The 20,082-nt window shown below is 57.6% G+C and carries 16 protein-coding genes; 8 read left to right on the top strand and 8 right to left on the bottom strand.

The window, feature by feature from the left end; genetic code table 11:
- Positions 1 to 30 precede the first annotated feature (30 nt).
- The 4 genes from AB3G35_RS19410 to AB3G35_RS19425 all read right to left on the bottom strand — a co-directional run bounded on the left by AB3G35_RS19410 (position 31) and on the right by AB3G35_RS19425 (position 2,746).
- Positions 31 to 606 (bottom strand): GNAT family N-acetyltransferase, encoded by a 576-nt coding sequence (locus AB3G35_RS19410; RefSeq protein WP_016782328.1) that lies wholly within the window; start codon positions 604 to 606, stop codon positions 31 to 33.
- 91 nt (positions 607 to 697) lie between these two features.
- On the bottom strand, positions 698 to 1,456 hold the full coding sequence (dnaQ, locus tag AB3G35_RS19415) for a DNA polymerase III subunit epsilon (RefSeq protein ID WP_083369580.1): 759 nt from the start codon (positions 1,454 to 1,456) through the stop codon (positions 698 to 700).
- On the bottom strand, positions 1,449 to 1,901 hold the full coding sequence (gene rnhA, locus AB3G35_RS19420; RefSeq protein ID WP_016782326.1) for a ribonuclease HI: 453 nt from the start codon (positions 1,899 to 1,901) through the stop codon (positions 1,449 to 1,451). Before rnhA ends, dnaQ begins: the two co-directional genes overlap by 8 nt.
- Positions 1,902 to 1,987: 86 nt before the next feature.
- Positions 1,988 to 2,746: a methyltransferase domain-containing protein gene (locus AB3G35_RS19425; protein ID WP_016782325.1), complete on the bottom strand. Its 759-nt coding sequence runs from the start codon at positions 2,744 to 2,746 to the stop codon at positions 1,988 to 1,990.
- 109 nt (positions 2,747 to 2,855) lie between these two features.
- Here AB3G35_RS19425 and gloB point away from each other — a divergent pair, with 109 nt between their 5' ends.
- The 8 genes from gloB (at position 2,856) to fabI (ending at position 13,479) form a co-directional block, all read left to right on the top strand.
- Positions 2,856 to 3,635 (top strand): hydroxyacylglutathione hydrolase, encoded by a 780-nt coding sequence (gene gloB, locus AB3G35_RS19430; RefSeq protein WP_169909631.1) that lies wholly within the window; start codon positions 2,856 to 2,858, stop codon positions 3,633 to 3,635.
- A 98-nt stretch (positions 3,636 to 3,733) separates the two neighbouring features.
- Positions 3,734 to 5,134 (top strand): lytic transglycosylase domain-containing protein, encoded by a 1,401-nt coding sequence (locus AB3G35_RS19435; protein ID WP_016782323.1) that lies wholly within the window; start codon positions 3,734 to 3,736, stop codon positions 5,132 to 5,134.
- A gap of 153 nt (positions 5,135 to 5,287) precedes the next feature.
- A complete protein-coding gene (locus AB3G35_RS19440; RefSeq protein WP_369781960.1) occupies positions 5,288 to 7,120 on the top strand; it encodes an extracellular solute-binding protein in 1,833 nt (610 codons plus the stop codon).
- Complete coding sequence (locus tag AB3G35_RS19445) at positions 7,117 to 8,958, top strand: extracellular solute-binding protein (protein ID WP_369781961.1); 1,842 nt, start codon at positions 7,117 to 7,119, stop codon at positions 8,956 to 8,958. Before AB3G35_RS19440 ends, AB3G35_RS19445 begins: the two co-directional genes overlap by 4 nt.
- A complete protein-coding gene (locus AB3G35_RS19450) occupies positions 8,959 to 10,032 on the top strand; it encodes a microcin C ABC transporter permease YejB (protein WP_016782320.1) in 1,074 nt (357 codons plus the stop codon).
- A 1-nt stretch (position 10,033) separates the two neighbouring features.
- Positions 10,034 to 11,053: an ABC transporter permease gene (locus AB3G35_RS19455; RefSeq protein WP_016782319.1), complete on the top strand. Its 1,020-nt coding sequence runs from the start codon at positions 10,034 to 10,036 to the stop codon at positions 11,051 to 11,053.
- 1 nt (position 11,054) lies between these two features.
- Positions 11,055 to 12,665 (top strand): ABC transporter ATP-binding protein, encoded by a 1,611-nt coding sequence (locus tag AB3G35_RS19460; RefSeq protein WP_324708666.1) that lies wholly within the window; start codon positions 11,055 to 11,057, stop codon positions 12,663 to 12,665.
- A 19-nt stretch (positions 12,666 to 12,684) separates the two neighbouring features.
- Entirely contained in the window at positions 12,685 to 13,479 is a 795-nt protein-coding gene (fabI, locus tag AB3G35_RS19465; RefSeq protein WP_016782317.1) for an enoyl-ACP reductase FabI, read from the top strand.
- A gap of 240 nt (positions 13,480 to 13,719) precedes the next feature.
- Here fabI and AB3G35_RS19470 read toward each other — a convergent pair whose 3' ends face one another.
- The 4 genes from AB3G35_RS19470 to clpX form a co-directional block, all read right to left on the bottom strand.
- A complete protein-coding gene (locus AB3G35_RS19470; protein WP_369781963.1) occupies positions 13,720 to 15,591 on the bottom strand; it encodes a SurA N-terminal domain-containing protein in 1,872 nt (623 codons plus the stop codon).
- 229 nt (positions 15,592 to 15,820) lie between these two features.
- On the bottom strand, positions 15,821 to 16,093 hold the full coding sequence (locus tag AB3G35_RS19475) for an HU family DNA-binding protein (RefSeq protein ID WP_016782315.1): 273 nt from the start codon (positions 16,091 to 16,093) through the stop codon (positions 15,821 to 15,823).
- 144 nt (positions 16,094 to 16,237) lie between these two features.
- Positions 16,238 to 18,634, bottom strand: a complete 2,397-nt coding sequence (gene lon / locus AB3G35_RS19480) for an endopeptidase La (protein ID WP_016782314.1) — start codon at positions 18,632 to 18,634, stop codon at positions 16,238 to 16,240.
- 163 nt (positions 18,635 to 18,797) lie between these two features.
- On the bottom strand, positions 18,798 to 20,081 hold the full coding sequence (gene clpX / locus AB3G35_RS19485; RefSeq protein WP_016782313.1) for an ATP-dependent Clp protease ATP-binding subunit ClpX: 1,284 nt from the start codon (positions 20,079 to 20,081) through the stop codon (positions 18,798 to 18,800).
- Between the last annotated feature and the right edge of the window lies 1 nt (position 20,082).

Below are 20,082 nucleotides of genomic sequence, written 5' to 3' on the forward strand. Positions count from 1 at the left end.
GTAGCCGCTGCCGAAGGAACGAGGCTGCGCCTACAGGTTTTTACTTTCGAAAATCAGATACCAGAAAATCGCCACTTCACGGGTCTGCGGATCGATACCGCGATAGCGTAAATCATCGATACCTCCGACCTGATACCCACAACGTTCGTACAACCTGCAGGCACCAAGGTTGTTGTTCTGGGTCTCCAGCATGATCCCGGGCAGGTTCTTCTTGCGGCTCCAGAACTTGACCACTTCCAGCAATGACCTGGCCACGCCGTGGCGACGGGCACCGGCAATCACGGCCAGTTCATCGACATGGGCAAACCCGTTCCAGTTGGTGCTGACAACCACATGCCCGACGGGCTGGTTATCCAGGTAGGCCATGAAAATGTCGCTGTCCTTGCCACCGCGATAGCTGGCGAACTCATCGGGGTCGATGCCGTAGCATTTGCGGTAGGGGGTAATCAGGTCCAGCGGCCAGTGCTCGACCTTCTTATGGCGGTCGGCACGCGCGTAGGCGCGCACTTCAAAGCTGAAATCGTTGCACCATACATACGGCGCGAAACCCTCGTCGGCCAGGCGTACCGAGACGTGAGGGTCCTTGGGGTTCACAACCAGATGCATGAAAAATCCTTCTTTCCTGTCGTCGATGCTGACACCGGATTGCAGCGCAACCGTTCATGGCCTGCGCCAGCAACAACAAGACGGCGCCAGGTTATTGCAGTGTTTGCCCCTTCGCGTCGAGAAGCTGCGCCCACAGCGACGGGCCGCCTGCCGATTTGGCAATGGCTTCAAGCCGAGCGGCATGCTCGGCCAAGTCGCTTTCACTTGCACGAATAATCCGGCCCGGCTGACGGTCGGCCGACAGGCGGCGGATTTCGCTGGCCTGGTTACCCGAGCCTTCGCCTGAACCGTTACCGTCAGATGCATTACCGGCCAACGACAGGCTGGTCTGCCCGCCAGTCATGGTCAGGTAAACGTCTGCGAGGATCTCGGAGTCGAGCAAAGCGCCGTGCAGCTCACGGCCCGAGTTGTCGACGCCATAGCGTTTGCACAGGGCATCGAGGCTGTTGCGCTGGCCCGGGTGACGGGCCCGGGCCATCGCCAGGGTATCGAGGATGGTGCAGTGCTGAGTCAGGTCGGCGCGATCGGTCTGGCCAATCAGGGCGAACTCGTTGTTGAGAAAGCCCACGTCGAACGCGGCGTTATGGATGATCAGCTGCGCGCCCTTGATGAACTCGAAAAATTCATCCGCTACTTCAGCAAAGCGCGGCTTGCCCACCAGGAATTCGTTAGTAATGCCGTGGACACCAATGGCGCCCTCGTCACTTTCACGATCGGGCTGCAGGTACACATGAAAATGGCGGCCGGTCAGTCGACGGCCCATCAACTCGACGCAACCGATCTCGATCACCCGGTGGCCATCGGTGACCGGCATACCGGTGGTTTCAGTATCGAGTACAACACTACGCATGCTTGATTCCCCGCACCTGATCGACCCCGCGGTTGGCCAACTGGTCGGCACGTTCGTTGCCTGGGTGGCCGATGTGACCGCGTACCCACTGCCACTTCACGGTATGCCGGTTGACCTGCTCATCGAGCAGCTTCCACAGGTCGGCATTTTTCACTGGCTCCTTGGAAGCGGTTTTCCAGCCGCGTTTCTTCCAGTTGACCATCCACTCGGTGATGCCTTTCATCACATACTGCGAGTCGGTCACCAGCAACACTTCACAGGGCCGCTTGAGCTCTTCCAGGCCACGAATCGCGGCCATCAGCTCCATGCGGTTGTTGGTGGTGTTAGGCTCGCCACCCCAGAGTTCCTTTTCTACACCCTGGCAAACCAGCAAGGCACCCCAGCCGCCAGGGCCAGGATTGCCCTTGCAGGCACCATCGGTGAACATTTCAACGCTATCGGTCATTGCAAACTATCCAGAAAAGGCTGCTTATGGCCCGACCATCAGCAATGGCCAGCACCTGAGCCGGGCGCACCCGGCCCAACATAAAATTAAGAGTCTGTGTGGCGCCGATTGACCTTGGCCATTTGCAAGGGAACCAGCTTGCCCATCGGTTCGCGGCGCATCGGGTTGACCGGGCGCAAGCCCACCACCATTTTGCGCGCAACCAGTACATAGAAGCCGCCACCGGCCAATTGCCAGCTACCGGCCTTGCGCTCCCACCCTGACAAACGGCTTTGCCAGGCCTTGGACGCAAGCGGCGGACGATAGCACCCGAAGCGGCGTTTCTCCAGCGCAAAGCCCAGCAGGTTCAGCCAGTCAGCGACCCGTGAAGGTGCAATGCAGCGCGCCTTACGCAGTGCATCCTTGGCGAAAACATGGCGCAACCCCCAACTGCTCCAGGGGTTGATCCCGACAATCAGCAAGTGCCCGCCGGGGCGCACGCTGCTGGCCGCTTCACGCAGAAGACCGTGAGGTGAAAGGCAAAAATCCAGGCCATGCTGCAATACCACCACATCGGCCGCATGTTCGCACAGTGGCCAGGCCTGTTCTTCACAGAAGATCTCCACACCCGGCAAAGGTGCGCCAAGACGCACGCTGCGGCGCACTTGCGCAGCCTGTGGGGCAGGATCGGCACCGGGGCCGTAATGCACCAGATAACCGCCGAAAAAGCGGCCCAGCTCGTCTTCAAGTACCCGCTGCTCATCTTCGAGCAACAGTTGCCCGTGGGGGCCGGACAGCCATTCCCGTGCTGTGCTGATCAGCGCCAGCCACTCAGGGTCTGCCTGAGCCAATGCTTTATCGGTCATTGCTCCTCCAACTCGCCATCTACCTGTCGCAAGCCCTGACGACGCGGCTCGCAATTAAACGTCAACAGCCCCTAAGATGCGCCATTGTCTCGCACTTGGGAATTGCACCATGTTACAGATCGACGCCCTGCCCGCCTTCAACGACAACTACATCTGGTTGTTACAGGACACCGCCAACCAGCGCTGTGCCGTGGTCGATCCGGGTGATGCCGCGCCTGTTATGGAGTGGCTGGAGCGGCACCCGGGCTGGGTGCTGAGTGACATCCTGATCACCCATCACCACTTCGATCATGTGGGCGGGGTTGCACAGCTTCACGCCCACACTAACGCGAAGGTTTGGGGCCCGGCACTTGAGAGCATCCCGGCCCGACAAGTGGCACTCAACGATGGCGACAGCATCGAGGTGCTGGGCCTTGAGTTCCAGATATTGCTGGTGCCCGGCCATACCCTGGGGCATATCGCCTACTATCACGAAAACCCGGCAGCCCCTCTGCTGTTCTGTGGCGACACCCTGTTTGCTGCCGGTTGCGGACGGCTATTCGAAGGCACCCCCGAACAGATGCACCACTCCCTGAGCCGGTTGGCCGCGCTGCCCGCCCACACCGGCGTGTACTGCACCCACGAATACACCTTGAGCAACTTGCGCTTCGCCCAGGCAGTGGAACCGAACAACCCGGATATTGCCGCGCGCGTTGCGCAAGTCACGCAGTGGCGAGCTGAAGGTCGTATCAGTTTGCCATCCTCTATAGCACTCGAATTGCGCACCAATCCCTTTCTGCGGGTCGATGAAACATCTGTTAAAGAAAAAGCTGACGAGTGGAACTCCCGTAACAACGACTCGCCCAGTGCGGTCTTTGCCAGCCTGCGCAGCTGGAAAGACAAGTTTTGAAATAGAGTGCGGTCAGCATAAAAATTCTCAACAGTTGACCGCGCCCCCCCTGCTTTCTAGAATCCCCCGACATTTTTTCCTGAACTTTTTTCAAAACAATGTCGTCATTTAAAGGTAACTCCATCAATTCAGACGCATTGACGCGCTTGGTCAAAGCCATCGCGGTGGCTGTGTCCGCCACCCTCGCGGGCTGCCAATCCATGGATCATTCGGCGCAGACCACCGAGCGGGCCAGCCTTAAAATCGCCAAACGCATACCCCAGGATCCCCTCTGGCTCAGCCAGAAGCCCAGCCCCCTGCCCCCGCAGGATGTATGGGAGCGCATGCGCCAGGGCTTCAAGTTGCAGGACGGGCAGAACGTCAACCCCCGCATTGAACAACAACGCCTGTGGTTTGCCAGCAACCCGTCCTTTCTGGAAAACGCCGGCGAGCGCGGCAGCCTTTATATTCACTACATCGTAGAGCGTCTCGAAGAGCGCAACATGCCGCTGGAACTGGCCTTGCTGCCAGCCATCGAAAGCGCCTACAACCCTATGGCGTATTCCCACGCCAATGCAGTCGGGCTCTGGCAGTTCATTCCTTCTACCGGCCGTTACTTCAACCTGCGCCAAACCCGTGCCTATGACGGTCGTCGTGATATCACGGCCTCGACCCTCGCCGCCCTGAACTACCTGAACCGTCTGCATGACATGTTCAACGGCGACTGGCTGCTGGCCCTGGCTGCCTACAACGCCGGCGAAGGCACCGTCAGCCGGGCCATCGAGCGCAATGAAAAGCTCGGTTTGCCTACCGACTACTGGAACCTGCCACTGCCCCAGGAAACCAAAGACTACGTGCCAAAACTGCTGGCCCTGTCGCAAGTGGTTCTGGCCCCTGAAGCCTACGGCATCAACCTCAACCCGATCGCCAACGAACCCTACTTCGAAATGGTCGAGATCAAGCAATCCATGGACCTGTCCCGCGTGGCAGCCCTGGCCGAGATCGACGAAGACGAGATGTTCCAGCTCAACCCCGCCTACAAGCAGCGCGCCACCACCGATGGCCCGCAGCACCTGCTGGTCCCCACGGCCAAAGCCCAGCTGTTGACCGCCAGCCTGTCCAATCTCAGCTCCGACCAACTGGTCAGCCTGCGCCCCAACAAGCCGGTGTTTGACAAGGTAGCAAGCACATCCCCAGCCCGCCTGAACCGCAAGTACCGGGTCAAGAGCGGCGACAACCTGACCCTGATTGCCAAGGCCAACAAGGTCAATGTCAAAGACCTGCAGCACTGGAACAAGCTCAGCGGCAACAATCTCAAGGCCGGGCAGATCCTGGTCATGCAGGACACGCGCAAACCGTCAGGCCGCAAGCCTACGCAATACAAGGTGCAGAAAGGCGATTCGCTGTATATCGTTGCCAAGCGTTTCAACGTTGAGATGCAACATCTCAAGCGCTGGAATCCCAACAGCGCCAAAGCCCTCAAGCCGGGGCAAATGCTGACCGTTTCCAAACCGCGATAAGCACACTACAGATACCCATGCGGGCAAGCTGATTCCTACAAAAAAGTAGGGCGAAGCTTGCCCGTAGTGCTTTCCTGAGTGGCCTTTTTCCTACAGATACAAGCTGTTACTGTAAGGAAACCTTAAGCCCAATGCCTGGATCGGATCTCTGACTTGACGCGTCCCCTCCTTACGCTATTTATCAGCCTGGCCTTGAGCTTCCCCGCCAGCGCAACCCTGAGCGAAAGCCACGGATATGCGCAGTTCGGCACACTCAAGTACCCGGCCACCTTTACCCATTTCGACTGGGTAAACCCTGACGCGCCCAAGGGCGGCACCTTGAAGGTCATGGCGTTCGGCACCTTTGACACGCTCAACCCCTACACTTTCAAAGGCACCAGCCCGGTCTCGACCCCCAACTTCCTGCAATACGGGGTCAATGAACTCAACGAAACGCTGATGGCAGGCACGGGCCAGTACGCCCCTTCCGGCGATGAACCCACCTCCAGTTATGGCTTGATCGCCCAGTCGGTGGAGTACAACGAAGACCGCAGTTGGGTGGTTTTTAACCTGCGCCCCGAAGCCCGTTTTCACGACGGTGCGCCGATAACGGCCTACGACGTAGCCTTCTCCTACAATCTGCTGCTTAAAGAAGGCCATCCGCAGTACCGCACCAACCTTCAGGAAGTCCAGCGGGTCGATATCCTGGGGCCCAAGCGGATTCGCTTCGTATTCAAACGCGCCGGCAACCCCTTGCTGATCCTGCGTCTTGGCGAACTGCCCGTGCTGCCCCAGCATTACTGGGCAACGCGCGACTTCAAAGCCACCACCTTCGAGCCACCGCTGGGCAGCGGACCTTATCGCATCACCAGGGTCACCCCCGGGCGCCAGCTGGTCTTCGAACACGTGAAAAACTGGTGGGGCGCCCACCTGCCGGTCAACCGCGGCAAATACAATTTCGAGCGGGTCGAAGTGGAGTTCTACCGCGACAGTGATGTGGCGTTCGAGGCCTTCAAGGCCCGCGAGTTCGACATTTACATCGAGCACCAGGCCAAGAACTGGGCCAACGGCTACAACTTTCCAGCGGTGCGGCGCGGCGAGGTGATCAAGGCCGAAATCACCCACCAGATCCCGACACAAACCCAGGGGCTGTTTATGAACAGCCGTCGCCCCACCTTCGCCCAGGACAACGTCCGTGAAGCCCTGGGCCTGATGTTCGACTTTGAATGGACTAACCGCACGCTGTTCAACGGCGCCTATAAGCGGGCCATGAGCTATTACCCCAACAGCGAATTTTCGGCCAGCGGCATCCCCCAGGGGCATGAGTGGCTCATGCTGTCTCCCTGGCGCAGCCAGCTGCCTGCCGAGCTGTTCAACCAGGCCTTTGCCCTGCCGCACACCGATGGTCGCGGTATCCCCCGTGAAACCTTGCGCCAGGCTTTGGCGCTGCTGGGTGAAAGTGGCTGGAAACTCTCCGGGCAACGGCTGCTCAATAGTGAAGGCAAACCGCTGCGGTTCGAAATATTGCTGGTAAACCCCAACCTTGAGCGCATCCTGCAGCCCTATGTGGAAAACCTGGCCAGTATCGGTATCGACGCCCGACTGCGCACCGTGGATCGCGCGCAATACAAACAGCGCCTGGATCAATTCGACTTCGACATGATCCTGATGACCCTCGACCAGACCCTGAGCCCCGGTCTTGAGCAGTGGCAGTACTTCCATTCGAGCCAGGCCAACGTCAAGGGCAGCAAGAATTATGCAGGTGTGGCCAACCCGGTCGTGGATCAGTTGCTGGAGCGCTTGCTGGCCGCCCAGACCCGCGACGAGCAATTGTCTGCCGGCCGGGCCCTGGACCGCGTCCTGCTGTGGCAGCACTACATCATTCCCAACTGGTATCTGAACTATCACCGCCTGGCGTACCGCAACCGGTTCGCCTTTGTGACTACGCCGCCCTACACACTGGGCCTTAGCGCGTGGTGGCTTAAGCCTACGGAGAAAACACAATGATGCCCCTGCATACCTTGCTAAAGCCCCTTTGCAGCATGCTATTGGCCGGTTTTGCCTGCGCCGCGTTGGCCGCTCCCCAACATGCCTTGACCCTCTACGACGAGCCGCCGAAATACCCGGCCAATTTCAAGCATGTGGAATACGTCAATCCGGACGCGCCCAAGGGCGGCACGTTTCGCAAGTCCGCACTGGGCAGCTTCGACAGCCTCAACCCCTTTATCAACAAAGGCGTACCGGCCGACGATATTGATCTGACCTTCGATACCCTGGCCCGGCAAACCCTCGACGAGCCTTTCACGTCCTACGGTCTGATTGCCGAGAAAATCGAAAAAGCCCCGGATAACAGCTGGGTGCGTTTTTACCTGCGCCCCGAAGCGAAATTCAGCGATGGCCATCCGATTCGCGCCGAAGATGTGGTTTTCAGCTTCGACACCCTGATGAAGAGCGGCTCACCGCTGTACAAGGGCTATTACAGCGATGTCGACCAGGCCATCGCGGAAAATCCGCTGCAGGTCAAATTCACCTTCAAGCACAACAAAAACCGCGAACTGCCGCTGATCCTTGGCCAGCTTCCGGTACTGCCCAAGCACTGGTGGGAAACCCGCGACTTCAACAAGGGCAACCTGGAAATCCCGCCCGGCAGCGGCCCCTACACCATCGCCGAGATCAAGCCCGGGCGCTCGATCCGTTACGAGCGCAACAAGGACTACTGGGGCAAAGACCTGCCCATCAACAAGGGCCTGTACAACTTCGACGCCATCACCGTCGATTACTTTCGCGACAACAGCGTGGCCTTCGAAGCGCTCAAGGCCGGTCAGTTTGATTACTGGCTGGAGATCAGCGCGAAAAACTGGGCGGGGGCCTACAACGCCCCGGCCTTTACCCAGGGCCGCCTGAAAAAAGAAGAAATTCGTAATCACAATCCGACGGGCATGCAGGGTTTTATCTTCAACCTGCGCAGGCCCATGTTCCAGGATGTGCGCGTTCGCGAGGCGCTAAGCCTGCTGTTCGACTTTGAATGGGCCAACAAGCAACTGTTCAACGGCGCCTATGCGCGCACTGGCAGCTACTTCGAGAACTCGGAAATGGCCGCCAAGGCACCGCCGACCGAAGCCGAGCTGGCCATTTTGGAGCCCTTGCGCGGGCAGATTCCCGAGCAGGTATTCACGGACGCGTTCAAGCCCAGTGTTACCGATGCCAGCGGCATGATTCGCGAGCAACAGCGCCGCGCCTACCAACTGCTGCAAGACGCCGGCTGGCGCATCGTCGACGACAAGATGGTCGACGCCCAGGGCAAACCGGTGAAAATCGAGTTTTTGCTGGCACAAACCGAGTTCGAGCGCATCCTGCTGCCGTTCAAGCGCAACCTCAGTGACCTGGGCATCGATTTGCAGATTCGCCGGGTCGACACCTCCCAGTACCTCAACCGCCTGCGCTCACGGGATTACGACATGATTGTCGGCAGTTTCCCGCAATCAAACTCACCGGGCAGTGAGCAGCGCGAATACTGGGAGTCGCAGAGCATCGACAAACCCGGCAGCCGCAACTTTATCGGCCTCAAGGACCCGGCCATCGACCAGTTGACCGAAGGCCTGATCAACGCCGAGTCCCGGCAAAGCCTGATCAACCATGCCCGGGCGCTGGACCGCGTGCTGCAGTGGGGCTTTTATGTGATCCCCAACTGGCATATCAAAACCTGGCGCGTGGCCTACTCGAACCATATTGGCCACCCTGAAATCACGCCCAAATACGATATTGGCACCACCACCTGGTGGGCCAAACCTGACGTCAAACCTGCACCCTCGAACCCACCTTCAAGCGCGAGCCAGGAGCCTTAAATGCTGGCTTATATTGTCAGGCGACTACTGCTGATCATTCCGACCCTTTTCGGGATACTGCTGATCAACTTCATCATTATCCAGGCGGCGCCCGGCGGCCCGGTTGAACAAATGATCGCCAAGCTCGAAGGCTTTGACGGCGCCACCAGTCGCATTGCCGGTGGTGGCTCGGAAGTCTCGGTGGCGGGTTCCAACTACCGCGGCGCCCAGGGGCTGGACCCGGAGCTGATCAAGGAAATCGAAAAGATGTACGGCTTCGACAAGTCGGCGCCGGAACGCTTGTGGATCATGATCAAGAACTACGCCCGGCTGGACTTCGGCGAGAGTTTCTTCCGCGATGCCAAGGTCATCGACCTGATCAAGGAAAAAATGCCCGTCTCCATCTCGCTGGGGTTATGGAGCACCCTGATCATGTACCTGGTGTCGATCCCCCTGGGGATCGCCAAGGCCACGCGCCACGGCAGCCACTTCGATGTCTGGACCAGTTCGCTGATCATCGTCGGCTATGCCATCCCGGCCTTTCTGTTTGCCATCCTCCTGATCGTGTTGTTTGCCGGGGGCAGTTACCTCGACTGGTTCCCCTTGCGCGGCCTGACCTCCAATAACTTCGACGAGTTGAGCCTGGGCGGCAAGATTCTCGATTACTTCTGGCATCTGGCCTTGCCCGTCACGGCGCTGGTGATCGGCAACTTCGCCACCATGACCCTGCTGACCAAAAACAGCTTTCTGGATGAAATCAACAAACAATACGTCGTCACTGCCAAAGCCAAGGGCCTGACCAACCACCGCGTGCTCTATGGCCACGTGTTCCGCAATGCCATGCTGCTGGTGATTGCCGGTTTCCCTTCGGCCTTTATCGGGATTTTCTTTACCGGCTCGTTGCTGGTCGAAGTGATTTTCTCCCTCGACGGCCTGGGCCTGATGAGTTTCGAGGCGGCGATCAACCGCGACTACCCCGTGGTATTCGGCACCCTGTTTATCTTTACGCTGGTCGGGCTGGTGGTGAAGCTGATCGGCGACCTCTCATACACCCTGGTTGATCCGCGCATCGACTTTGAAAGCAGGGAGCATTGAGATGAAATTATCCCCCCTCAATCGACGCCGTTTTGCCCGATTCAAAGCCAACAAGCGTGGCTGGTGGTCGCTGTGGATCTTTCTGGTGCTGTTCGGGCTCAGCCTCAACGCCGAGTTCATTGCCAACGACAAGCCGCTGGTCATCAATTACGACGGGGAGTGGTATTTCCCGGCACTCAAGCGCTATCCCGAGACCGATTTTGGCGGCGAGTTCCCCCTCGAAGCCAACTACAAAAGCCCGTATATCCGTGAACTGCTGGCCAAGAAAGATGCCTGGGTGCTGTGGCCGCCTATCCCCTACAGCTATCAGAGCATCAACTACGACCTGAAAGTCCCGGCCCCCGCCCCGCCCTCCGCCGAGAACTGGCTGGGCACCGATGACCAGGGCCGCGATGTGCTGGCACGGGTGATTTATGGCTTTCGCATATCGGTGCTGTTCGCCCTGACCCTGACGGTACTGAGCTCCATCATCGGCGTGATCGCCGGGGCCCTGCAGGGCTTTTATGGCGGCTGGGTCGACCTTGCCGGTCAGCGTTTTCTGGAAATCTGGTCAGGCTTGCCGGTGCTGTACCTGTTGATCATCCTTGCCAGTTTCGTGCAGCCCAACTTCTGGTGGCTGCTGGGTATCATGTTGCTGTTCTCCTGGATGAGCCTCGTGGACGTAGTACGCGCCGAATTCCTGCGTGGGCGTAATCTGGAATATGTGCGTGCCGCCCGCGCCCTGGGCATGCAGGACATGGCCATCATGTACCGCCACATCCTGCCCAACGCGATGGTCTCCACCATGACCTTTATGCCGTTTATCCTCACTGGCGCCATTGGCACCCTCACTGCGCTGGACTTCCTGGGCTTCGGCCTGCCGCCGGGGGCACCGTCGCTGGGTGAACTGGTGGCCCAGGGCAAGTCCAACCTGCAAGCGCCGTGGCTGGGCATCAGCGCGTTCGCGGTACTGGCCATCATGCTCAGCCTGCTGGTATTTATCGGTGAGTCCGCCCGCGATGCCTTCGACCCGAGGAAATAACATGACGCAGGACAATCTGATCGAAGTGCGCGACCTCAGTGTCGAGTTTGTCGCGGGGGAAACCCCGCAGAGGGTGGTACAAGGCATCAGTTTTGATATCAGGCGTGGCGAAACCCTGGCCCTGGTCGGCGAAAGCGGCTCGGGCAAATCGGTGACTGCGCACTCGATCCTCAGGCTGTTGCCCTACCCGCTTGCGCGCCACCCTACCGGCACGATCACCTATGGCGGGCATGATTTACTGAGCGCGGATGAAAAAAAACTGCGGCATATCCGCGGCAATCGCATCGCAATGATTTTTCAGGAGCCGATGACCTCGCTCAACCCGCTGCACAACATTGAAAAACAAATCAATGAGGTGCTGGGCATTCACAAGGGGCTCACCGGCAAGGCCGCCACGCAGCGCACCCTGGAGCTGCTTGAGCTGGTAGGCATCCCCGAGCCACACAAACGCCTCAAAGCCCTGCCACACGAGCTCTCAGGCGGCCAGAGGCAGCGTGTAATGATCGCCATGGCCCTGGCCAATGAGCCCGAGCTGCTGATTGCCGATGAACCCACCACAGCTCTGGACGTCACGGTACAGCTCAAGATTCTCGATTTGCTCAAGGACCTGCAGGCCCGGTTGGGCATGTCGCTGTTACTGATCAGTCACGATTTGAACCTTGTGCGAAGAATTGCACATCGAGTATGTGTCATGCAGCGCGGTTTAATCGTCGAACAAGCATCGTGCGAGCAGCTGTTCCGTTCGCCGCAGCATCCCTACACCCGGGAACTGCTCAGTGCAGAGCCCAGCGGAGGCCCGGCCAACACGGTTGCCGGCCCGCCATTGCTGCAAGTCGAGGACCTGAAAGTCTGGTTCCCGATCAAGAAAGGCCTGCTACGCAAGACCGTCGATTACGTGAAAGCGGTCGACGGCATCAATTTCAGCCTGCCCCAGGGGCAGACCCTGGGGATTGTGGGCGAAAGCGGATCGGGCAAGTCGACCCTGGGGCTGGCGATTTTACGTTTGATTGCCAGCCAGGGTTCGATCAGTTTTGAAGGCAAACGGCTAGACTGTTTGTCGCAGAAAGAAGTACGGCCGCTGCGCCGGGAAATGCAGGTGGTGTTCCAGGACCCCTTTGGCAGTCTCAGCCCGCGCATGAGCGTCAGCGAGATTGTCGGTGAAGGCTTGCGCATCCACCGCATGGGTACCGATGCGGAGCAGGAAATTGCAATTATTGAAGCCTTGCGAGAAGTAGGTCTGGATCCGGAAACCCGGCACCGTTACCCTCACGAGTTTTCAGGCGGACAACGGCAACGAATCGCCATTGCCCGCGCCCTGGTGTTGAAGCCGGAGCTGATCTTGCTGGACGAGCCAACCTCGGCGTTGGACCGCACAGTACAGCGCCAGGTGGTTGAGCTGCTGCGCTCACTGCAAACCAGGCACAACCTGACGTATTTGTTTATCAGCCATGACCTGGCTGTGGTCAAAGCGCTGAGCCACCAGCTGATGGTGGTCAAGCATGGCCAAGTGGTCGAACAGGGTGATGCGCAAAGTATCTTTGCCTCACCGCAACATCCATATACACAACAGCTGCTGGAAGCCGCCTTTTTGGCACCAGTGGCTGTCGATTAACCTGATAGAGGAACAACACATGGGTTTTCTCACCGGTAAGCGCGTACTGATCGTTGGCGTCGCTAGCAAATTGTCCATCGCTTCTGGCATTGCTGCCGCCATGCACCGTGAAGGCGCCGAGCTGGCTTTCACTTATCAGAACGAAAAGCTGAAAGGTCGTGTTGAAGAATTCGCCGCAGGCTGGGGCTCGAACCCTGAGCTGTGCTTCCCTTGCGACGTGGCCAGCGATGAAGAAATCGCCAAGGTTTTCGAAGATCTGAGCAAGAAGTGGGACGGTCTGGACTGCATCGTTCACTCCGTAGGTTTCGCCCCGGGCGACCAACTGGATGGCGACTTCACCGACGCTACCACCCGTGAAGGCTTCCGCATCGCTCACGACATCAGCGCCTACAGCTTCGTGGCCCTGGCCAAAGCTGGCCGCCCAATGATGAAAGGCCGCAATGGCAGCCTGCTGACCCTGTCCTACCTGGGCGCCGAGCGCACCATGCCTAACTACAACGTGATGGGCATGGCCAAGGCCAGCCTGGAAGCCGGTGTACGTTACCTGGCAGGCAGCCTGGGCCCTGAGGGCACTCGCGTTAACTGCGTATCGGCAGGCCCGATCCGTACCCTGGCAGCGTCGGGCATCAAGAACTTCCGCAAAATGCTGGCGGCCAACGAAGCGCAGACCCCACTGCGTCGCAACGTGACCATCGACGAAGTCGGCAATGCCGGCGCCTTCCTGTGCTCGGACCTGGCGTCGGGCATCAGCGGCGAAATCATGTACGTAGACGGCGGCTTCAACACCACCGCCATGGGCAGCCTCGAAGAGTAAATCCTTCGCTGTAGCCGCTACACAAAACGCCCGGTGCAGTGATTGCACCGGGCGTTTTTTTGTCTCAGGAAAACCTGTGGAAGATGACCTGTGGGAGCGGGCTTGCCCGCGATACAAGCGACGCGGTGTGTCAGGCACACTGCGCTGATGCTATCGCGAGCAAGCCCGCTCCCACAAAAAAACAGGCGCAAAAAAAGGCCGCTCAATGAGCGGCCTTTTTTTGTGAAGCAGGCAGAACGCTTAGTAGCGCTCAACCTTGGCTTCGTTTTCCAGCTGCTTGCGGTAGGCAGCAAAATCTTGCTGACCCACACGCGAAGCGAGGAAGCGGCGATACGACGCTTTCTCTTCTTCAGTTGGCGCTACTGCATCGTTGACGCCATTCAAACGCAGCACAACCACAGTGCCATCAGCCAGGGTGACGCTGCCGAAGGTCGGCTTGTCCTTGGCTGCCGGTTTAGGCATACGGAACACGGCTTGCAGCACGGCAGGATCAATACCTTCCTGGCCACGGGCAACCGCTTCCTGGACCTTCCACGACTGACCATCAATCGGCTGGTTCAACGGCAGTTTGCCATCGCGCAGTTCCTTGATGATCTCTTCAGCACGGGTTTTGGCCGCGGCACTGGCGTGCTCCTTGACCAGTTGCGCACGAATGCTCGAGGCCACAGCCTCCAGCGGCAACTGCTCAGGCTTGCGGTGCTCCTTGACGCGCAATACCACTACGGTCTCAGGATCCAGCTCCAGCGCCGTACTGTTAGCACCTTCATCCATCACTTCGGTGCTGAATGCAGCTTGAATCACCGCGCGATTGGCGGTAACACCGTCGCCGCCTTCACGACCAAATGGCGCAGAGGTGTGCACGGTCAGCTTGAGCTCTTGAGCCGGCTGAGCCAGATCGGACGCTTCAAACGCCGAGTCTTCCAATTGCTTGGTCGCATCGACAAACAGGCGTTCAACCTGCTGGGTTTTCAGGTCATGGGTCAGCTTGTCTTTCAGGCTGGCAAAGCTCGGCACTTCAGGTGCTTCAACGCCCAGCAGCTTGATCAGGTGATAACCGAAGCTGGTGCGCACCGGCTCCGATACCTGGTCCTGCTTCAACCCATAAACCGCCGTTTCGAACACAGGGTCGTAAACACCCGGGCCTGCGAAGCCCAGGTCACCGCCATTGGCAGCCGAGCCCGGATCCTGGGAAAACTCCTTGGCCATAGCTTCGAAGCTTTCGCCTTTGGCCAGACGCTGCTGAATCTCGGCGATCCTGGCCTTGGCCTGCTCGTCGCTAACCTTGTCATTCACTTCGATCAGGATATGCGCAGCCCGGCGTTGTTCGGCCAGGTTGGCGATTTCCTTCTGATACAAGGCTTGCAGCTCATCATCCTTCACGGCTACCTGATCAAAGAAAGAAGATTTCTTCAACTCGATATAGTCGATCACCACCTGATCAGGGGTCATGAATTCTTTGGCGTGCTCGTCGTAGTAAGCCTTGATCTCGGCGTCGCTCAGTTTCACCGCAGCCGGGTCGGCCTTGATGTTCAACGAAGCGAAATCACGGGTTTGTTTTTCCAGACGGGCAAACGCATTCACCTGCTCATCGGTCACGAAACCACTGCCCGCCAGACCGGCACGCAGCTGACCAATCAGCATTTCCTCGCCCAGCATGTTACGGAACTGCAAGCGACCGTAACCCAGTTGACGGATCACCTGGTCGAAACGCTCAGGGCTGAACTTGCCGTCTTCCTGAAATTCAGGGGTCAACAGAATGACCTGGTCCAACGCGGCTTCAGAGAACGAAAATTTCGCGTCTTTGGCGCCTTGCAGCAACAGCTTGCGATCGATCAGCCCTTTGAGGGCCGCTTCACGCAGCATTTTTTCATCCAGCAACGACGAGTCGAAATCCTTGCCCAGTTGCTGCAGCAGCTGACGACGTTGCATGTCGACGGCCTGGCTCAGTTCAACCTGGGTGATTTCTTCACCGTTGACCTTGGCAGCATCCTGGCTGGTAGAGGTGGCTTGAAAAATGGCATCGAAACCGGTCAACGCCATTAACGCGACGATGACACCGATGATGGTCTTGGCAATCCAGCCTTGTGAATTGTCCCTGATATTTTGCAGCATGCTTCCCCCAGAAACGGTCTTGCATAATGAGCAACCGTGGAGCGTGGGTAGAGTCCGGATAGAAGAAAGGCGCATCCGAGGATGCGCCTTCTCGTAACTGGCGGAGCGGACCGGGCTCGAACCCGCGACCCCCGGCGTGACACATCGATGTTGCCATCGACTGCACTACCGCTCCGCTGCCAAGCCTGGCGTGCGCCTGACCCGGTTGGGTAAAAGGTGTTACAGAAACTTAGTTAACCGCTTCTTTCAGTGCTTTACCGGCTTTGAAGCCTGGTTTTTTGGCAGCAGGAATTTCCAGCGTTTTACCGGTCTGTGGGTTACGACCAATACGAGCAGGGCGATCGGTTACAGAGAAAGTACCAAAACCAACCAGTACCACAGAGTCGCCAGCCTTAAGAGCGCCAGTGACGGATTCGATTACTGCGTCCAGCGCACGGCCAGCTGCAGCTTTCGGGATATCAGCAGATGCAGCGATAGCATCAATCAGTTCCGACTTGTTCACTCTAAGTCCCCTTATATCTATCTGAGTATGTTTCTAAAGTTTTTGGTAAAAGCAGACGACCGCTGAAGCACTTGTTGACACTTATGAGCCGCTTTATAACAAGGGCTCCAAAACGCGTCAACAAGCCCATCAGGCAAAGCCATATTAATGCGTGCTAATTCTTTCCTTAGAGTCAGACTCTCGCTTGTCGTCCTTGGCAACAATCTCGGGAGCCACATCCGGCAAGGGCTCCGGGGCGTATTGCAGCGCAATTTGCAGGACTTCGTCAATCCATTTAACCGGTTTGATCTGAAGATCCTGTTTGATGTTGTCAGGAATTTCCTTCAGATCACGAACGTTTTCTTCTGGAATAATTACAGTCTTGATCCCACCACGGTGAGCTGCCAGTAATTTTTCCTTCAGGCCACCAATAGCCAGTACCTGACCACGCAAGGTAATTTCACCTGTCATGGCAACATCTGCGCGCACCGGAATCAGCGTCAATGCAGAGACCAGGGCCGTGCACATGCCCACACCGGCACTAGGGCCATCTTTAGGTGTGGCGCCTTCCGGCATATGGATGTGAATATCGCGTTTTTCGTGGAAATCCAACGGGATACCGAGGCTTTTGGCGCGGCTGCGGACCACCGTCAAAGCAGCGGTGATCGACTCGACCATCACATCGCCCAGCGAACCGGTCTTGATCAGCTGGCCTTTGCCAGGCACAACGGCCGCTTCGATGGTCAGCAGTTCGCCACCCACCTGGGTCCAGGCAAGGCCGGTCACCTGACCGATCTGATCCTGAACTTCAGCCAAACCGTAGCTGAATTTTCTTACACCCAAAAAGTGCTCGAGCAGCTCCGGGGTGACGGTGACGGCAAAGCGTTTTTCCAGCGCATGCTCTTTGACCGCCTTGCGGCAGATCTTCGCAATCTGGCGCTCAAGGCCCCGCACACCGGCTTCGCGGGTGTAATAGCGGATAATGTCGCGGATGGCTTCGTTATCAAACGCCAGCTCGCCCTTCTTCAAGCCATTGGCTTCAATTTGTTTCGGGGCCAGGTATTTGACGGCAATATTGATTTTTTCGTCTTCGGTGTAGCCAGGCAGACGAATGACTTCCATCCGGTCCAGCAAGGCTGGTGGGATGTTCATCGAGTTGGAGGTACACAGGAACATCACATCGGACAGGTCGTAATCGACCTCGAGGTAATGATCGTTGAAATTGTGGTTCTGCTCGGGATCCAGCACCTCAAGCAATGCCGAAGCCGGATCGCCACGCATGTCGCTGCCCATCTTGTCGATTTCATCGAGCAGGAACAACGGGTTGCGCACGCCAACCTTGGTCATCTTTTGAATCAATCTTCCTGGCATCGAACCGATGTAAGTACGGCGATGGCCACGGATTTCCGCTTCATCACGCACGCCACCCAAGGCCATGCGTACAAATTTACGGTTTGTTGCGTGGGCAATAGACTCGGCGAGCGAGGTTTTACCGACGCCCGGAGGACCGACCAGGCACAGAACCGGGCCACGAATTTTCTTCACGCGTTTTTGTACGGCGAGATATTCGAGGATCCGCTCTTTGACTTCGTCCAGACCGTAGTGGTCTGCATCCAGGATGTCTTCGGCGCGCTTGAGATCCAGACGCACCTTGCTCTGAGCCTTCCACGGCACCTGCACCAGCCAGTCGATGTAGGAGCGCACCACCGTGGCTTCTGCAGACATTGGCGACATTTGCTTGAGCTTGTTCAGCTCGGCCTGGGCCTTGGCCATTGCATCTTTGGGCAGGCCGGCAGCATCGATACGCTTTTTCAGCTCTTCGATTTCATTGTGACCTTCGTCACCATCACCCAGCTCTTTCTGAATGGCCTTCATCTGCTCATTCAGGTAGTACTCGCGCTGGCTGCGCTCCATTTGCTTTTTAACGCGGCCACGGATGCGTTTTTCAACTTGCAGCAGGTCGATCTCGGCATCCAGCAGGGCCAGAACGTGTTCAACACGGGCCTGCAGATCGATGATTTCGAGGATTTCCTGCTTCTGCTCGATCTTGAGTGCCATATGGGCAGCCATCGTATCGACCAGACGGCTTGGCTCATCAATGCTGTTAAGCGATGACAGCACCTCGGCCGGGACCTTTTTGCCCAGTTGTACGTATTGCTCGAACTGGGACAGCAGGCTGCGCACAAACACTTCGGATTCACGATCCGGGGCAGCCACTTCATCAATCAGGGAGACTTCGGCACTCAGATAACCATCTGCCTGGCCAAAATGCTCGACCGCACCGCGCTGCTCACCCTCAACCAGCACTTTAACCGTGCCGTCCGGGAGTTTGAGCAATTGCAGGACAGTTGCAATGGTGCCGACCCGATACAGAGCGTCTTCGCCCGGATCATCGTCAGCAGGATTCTTTTGAGCCAGCAGCAAAATCTGCTTGTCGCCCGTCATCGCAGCCTCAAGGGCCTCGATCGACTTCTCGCGTCCCACGAACAGTGGGATCACCATGTGCGGATAAACCACAACATCGCGCAATGGCAGGAGAGGCAATTCGATGGTTGTCTTCATGATTTCGCCTCTACGGCGGCCATAAGGCCGTAATCAGATGGATGTAAGCTTGAAGCCAAGATGGGGGCAGTCTTGAAAAAAAACAAGCGTTGAACGACAGGAAAAACAAAGGGGCCCGAAGGCCCCTTCTTTAACACGCAATGTGCAATGCCCGGCACTGCATTTACGCGTCAGGTGCAACCTTGGCAGTCGCTTCGTTGTTTTCATAGATCAACAACGGTTTGGACTTGCCTTCTATAACGCTTTCGTCGATCACCACTTTACTCACCTCGGACTGCGAGGGGATTTCGTACATGGTGTCGAGCAGCACGCCTTCAAGAATCGAACGCAGGCCACGGGCGCCAGTCTTGCGCTCGAGCGCTCGCTTGGCCACGGCTTTCAGGGCGTCAGCACGGAACTCGAGGTCTACACCTTCCATTTCGAACAACTTGCCATACTGCTTGGTCAGCGCGTTCTTCGGCTCGGTCAGAATCTGCATCAAGGCAGCTTCGTCCAGCTCGTCGAGCGTTGCCAGAACAGGCAGACGACCCACGAATTCCGGGATCAGACCAAACTTGACCAGATCGTCAGGTTCGACTTCACGCAGGGATTCGCCAACCTTCTTGCCCTCTTCCTTGCTGCGTACTTCAGCACTGAAGCCGATGCCGCCGCGAGTCGAGCGAGCCTGTACAACCTTCTCCAGGCCCGAGAACGCACCACCACAGATAAACAGGATGTTGCGGGTATCAACCTGCAAGAACTCCTGCTGCGGGTGCTTGCGACCACCTTGCGGCGGCACGGAAGCCACGGTGCCTTCGATCAGCTTGAGCAATGCCTGCTGCACACCTTCACCGGAAACATCACGGGTAATCGAAGGGTTGTCAGACTTGCGCGAAATCTTGTCGATTTCATCGATGTAGACAATGCCCATCTGGGCTTTTTCTACGTCGTAATCGCATTTCTGCAGCAGCTTCTGAATGATGTTTTCAACATCTTCGCCCACATAACCGGCTTCGGTCAGCGTGGTCGCGTCAGCGATGGTGAAAGGCACATTCAGCAGTCGCGCCAGGGTTTCTGCCAGCAGAGTCTTACCCGAGCCGGTCGGGCCGATCAGCAGGATGTTGCTCTTGCCGAGTTCGACGTCGTCGTTCTTCTTGTCACGCTGGTTAAGGCGCTTGTAGTGGTTGTATACCGCTACAGCCAAAACCTTTTTGGCACGTTCCTGACCAATGACGTATTGATCAAGGATGCCGCTGATTTCTTTTGGCGATGGTAATTTATGCGCGCTGCTCTCGGCCTGGGCTTCCTGCACCTCCTCACGGATGATGTCATTGCACAGGTCAACGCATTCGTCGCAGATAAAGACCGAGGGGCCGGCAATCAATTTGCGCACTTCATGCTGGCTTTTGCCACAGAAGGAGCAATAGAGCAATTTGCCGTTGTCCTCGCCGTTGCGGGTGTCAGTCATT

Source organism: Pseudomonas sp. WC2401 (assembly GCF_041200115.1).
GTDB lineage: Bacteria > Pseudomonadota > Gammaproteobacteria > Pseudomonadales > Pseudomonadaceae > Aquipseudomonas > Aquipseudomonas fragi.

Coding starts and splice junctions, on each gene's coding strand:
- fabI (WP_016782317.1), top strand. CDS start 12,685: ATGGGTTTTCTCACCGGTAAGCGCGTACTGATCGTTGGCGTCGCTAGC.
- AB3G35_RS19410 (WP_016782328.1), bottom strand. CDS start 606: ATGCATCTGGTTGTGAACCCCAAGGACCCTCACGTCTCGGTACGCCTG.
- lon (WP_016782314.1), bottom strand. CDS start 18,634: ATGAAGACAACCATCGAATTGCCTCTCCTGCCATTGCGCGATGTTGTG.
- gloB (WP_169909631.1), top strand. CDS start 2,856: ATGTTACAGATCGACGCCCTGCCCGCCTTCAACGACAACTACATCTGG.
- rnhA (WP_016782326.1), bottom strand. CDS start 1,901: ATGACCGATAGCGTTGAAATGTTCACCGATGGTGCCTGCAAGGGCAAT.
- clpX (WP_016782313.1), bottom strand. CDS start 20,081: ATGACTGACACCCGCAACGGCGAGGACAACGGCAAATTGCTCTATTGC.
- AB3G35_RS19470 (WP_369781963.1), bottom strand. CDS start 15,591: ATGCTGCAAAATATCAGGGACAATTCACAAGGCTGGATTGCCAAGACC.
- AB3G35_RS19450 (WP_016782320.1), top strand. CDS start 8,959: ATGCTGGCTTATATTGTCAGGCGACTACTGCTGATCATTCCGACCCTT.
- AB3G35_RS19460 (WP_324708666.1), top strand. CDS start 11,055: ATGACGCAGGACAATCTGATCGAAGTGCGCGACCTCAGTGTCGAGTTT.
- AB3G35_RS19455 (WP_016782319.1), top strand. CDS start 10,034: ATGAAATTATCCCCCCTCAATCGACGCCGTTTTGCCCGATTCAAAGCC.
- AB3G35_RS19425 (WP_016782325.1), bottom strand. CDS start 2,746: ATGACCGATAAAGCATTGGCTCAGGCAGACCCTGAGTGGCTGGCGCTG.
- AB3G35_RS19435 (WP_016782323.1), top strand. CDS start 3,734: ATGTCGTCATTTAAAGGTAACTCCATCAATTCAGACGCATTGACGCGC.
- dnaQ (WP_083369580.1), bottom strand. CDS start 1,456: ATGCGTAGTGTTGTACTCGATACTGAAACCACCGGTATGCCGGTCACC.
- AB3G35_RS19445 (WP_369781961.1), top strand. CDS start 7,117: ATGATGCCCCTGCATACCTTGCTAAAGCCCCTTTGCAGCATGCTATTG.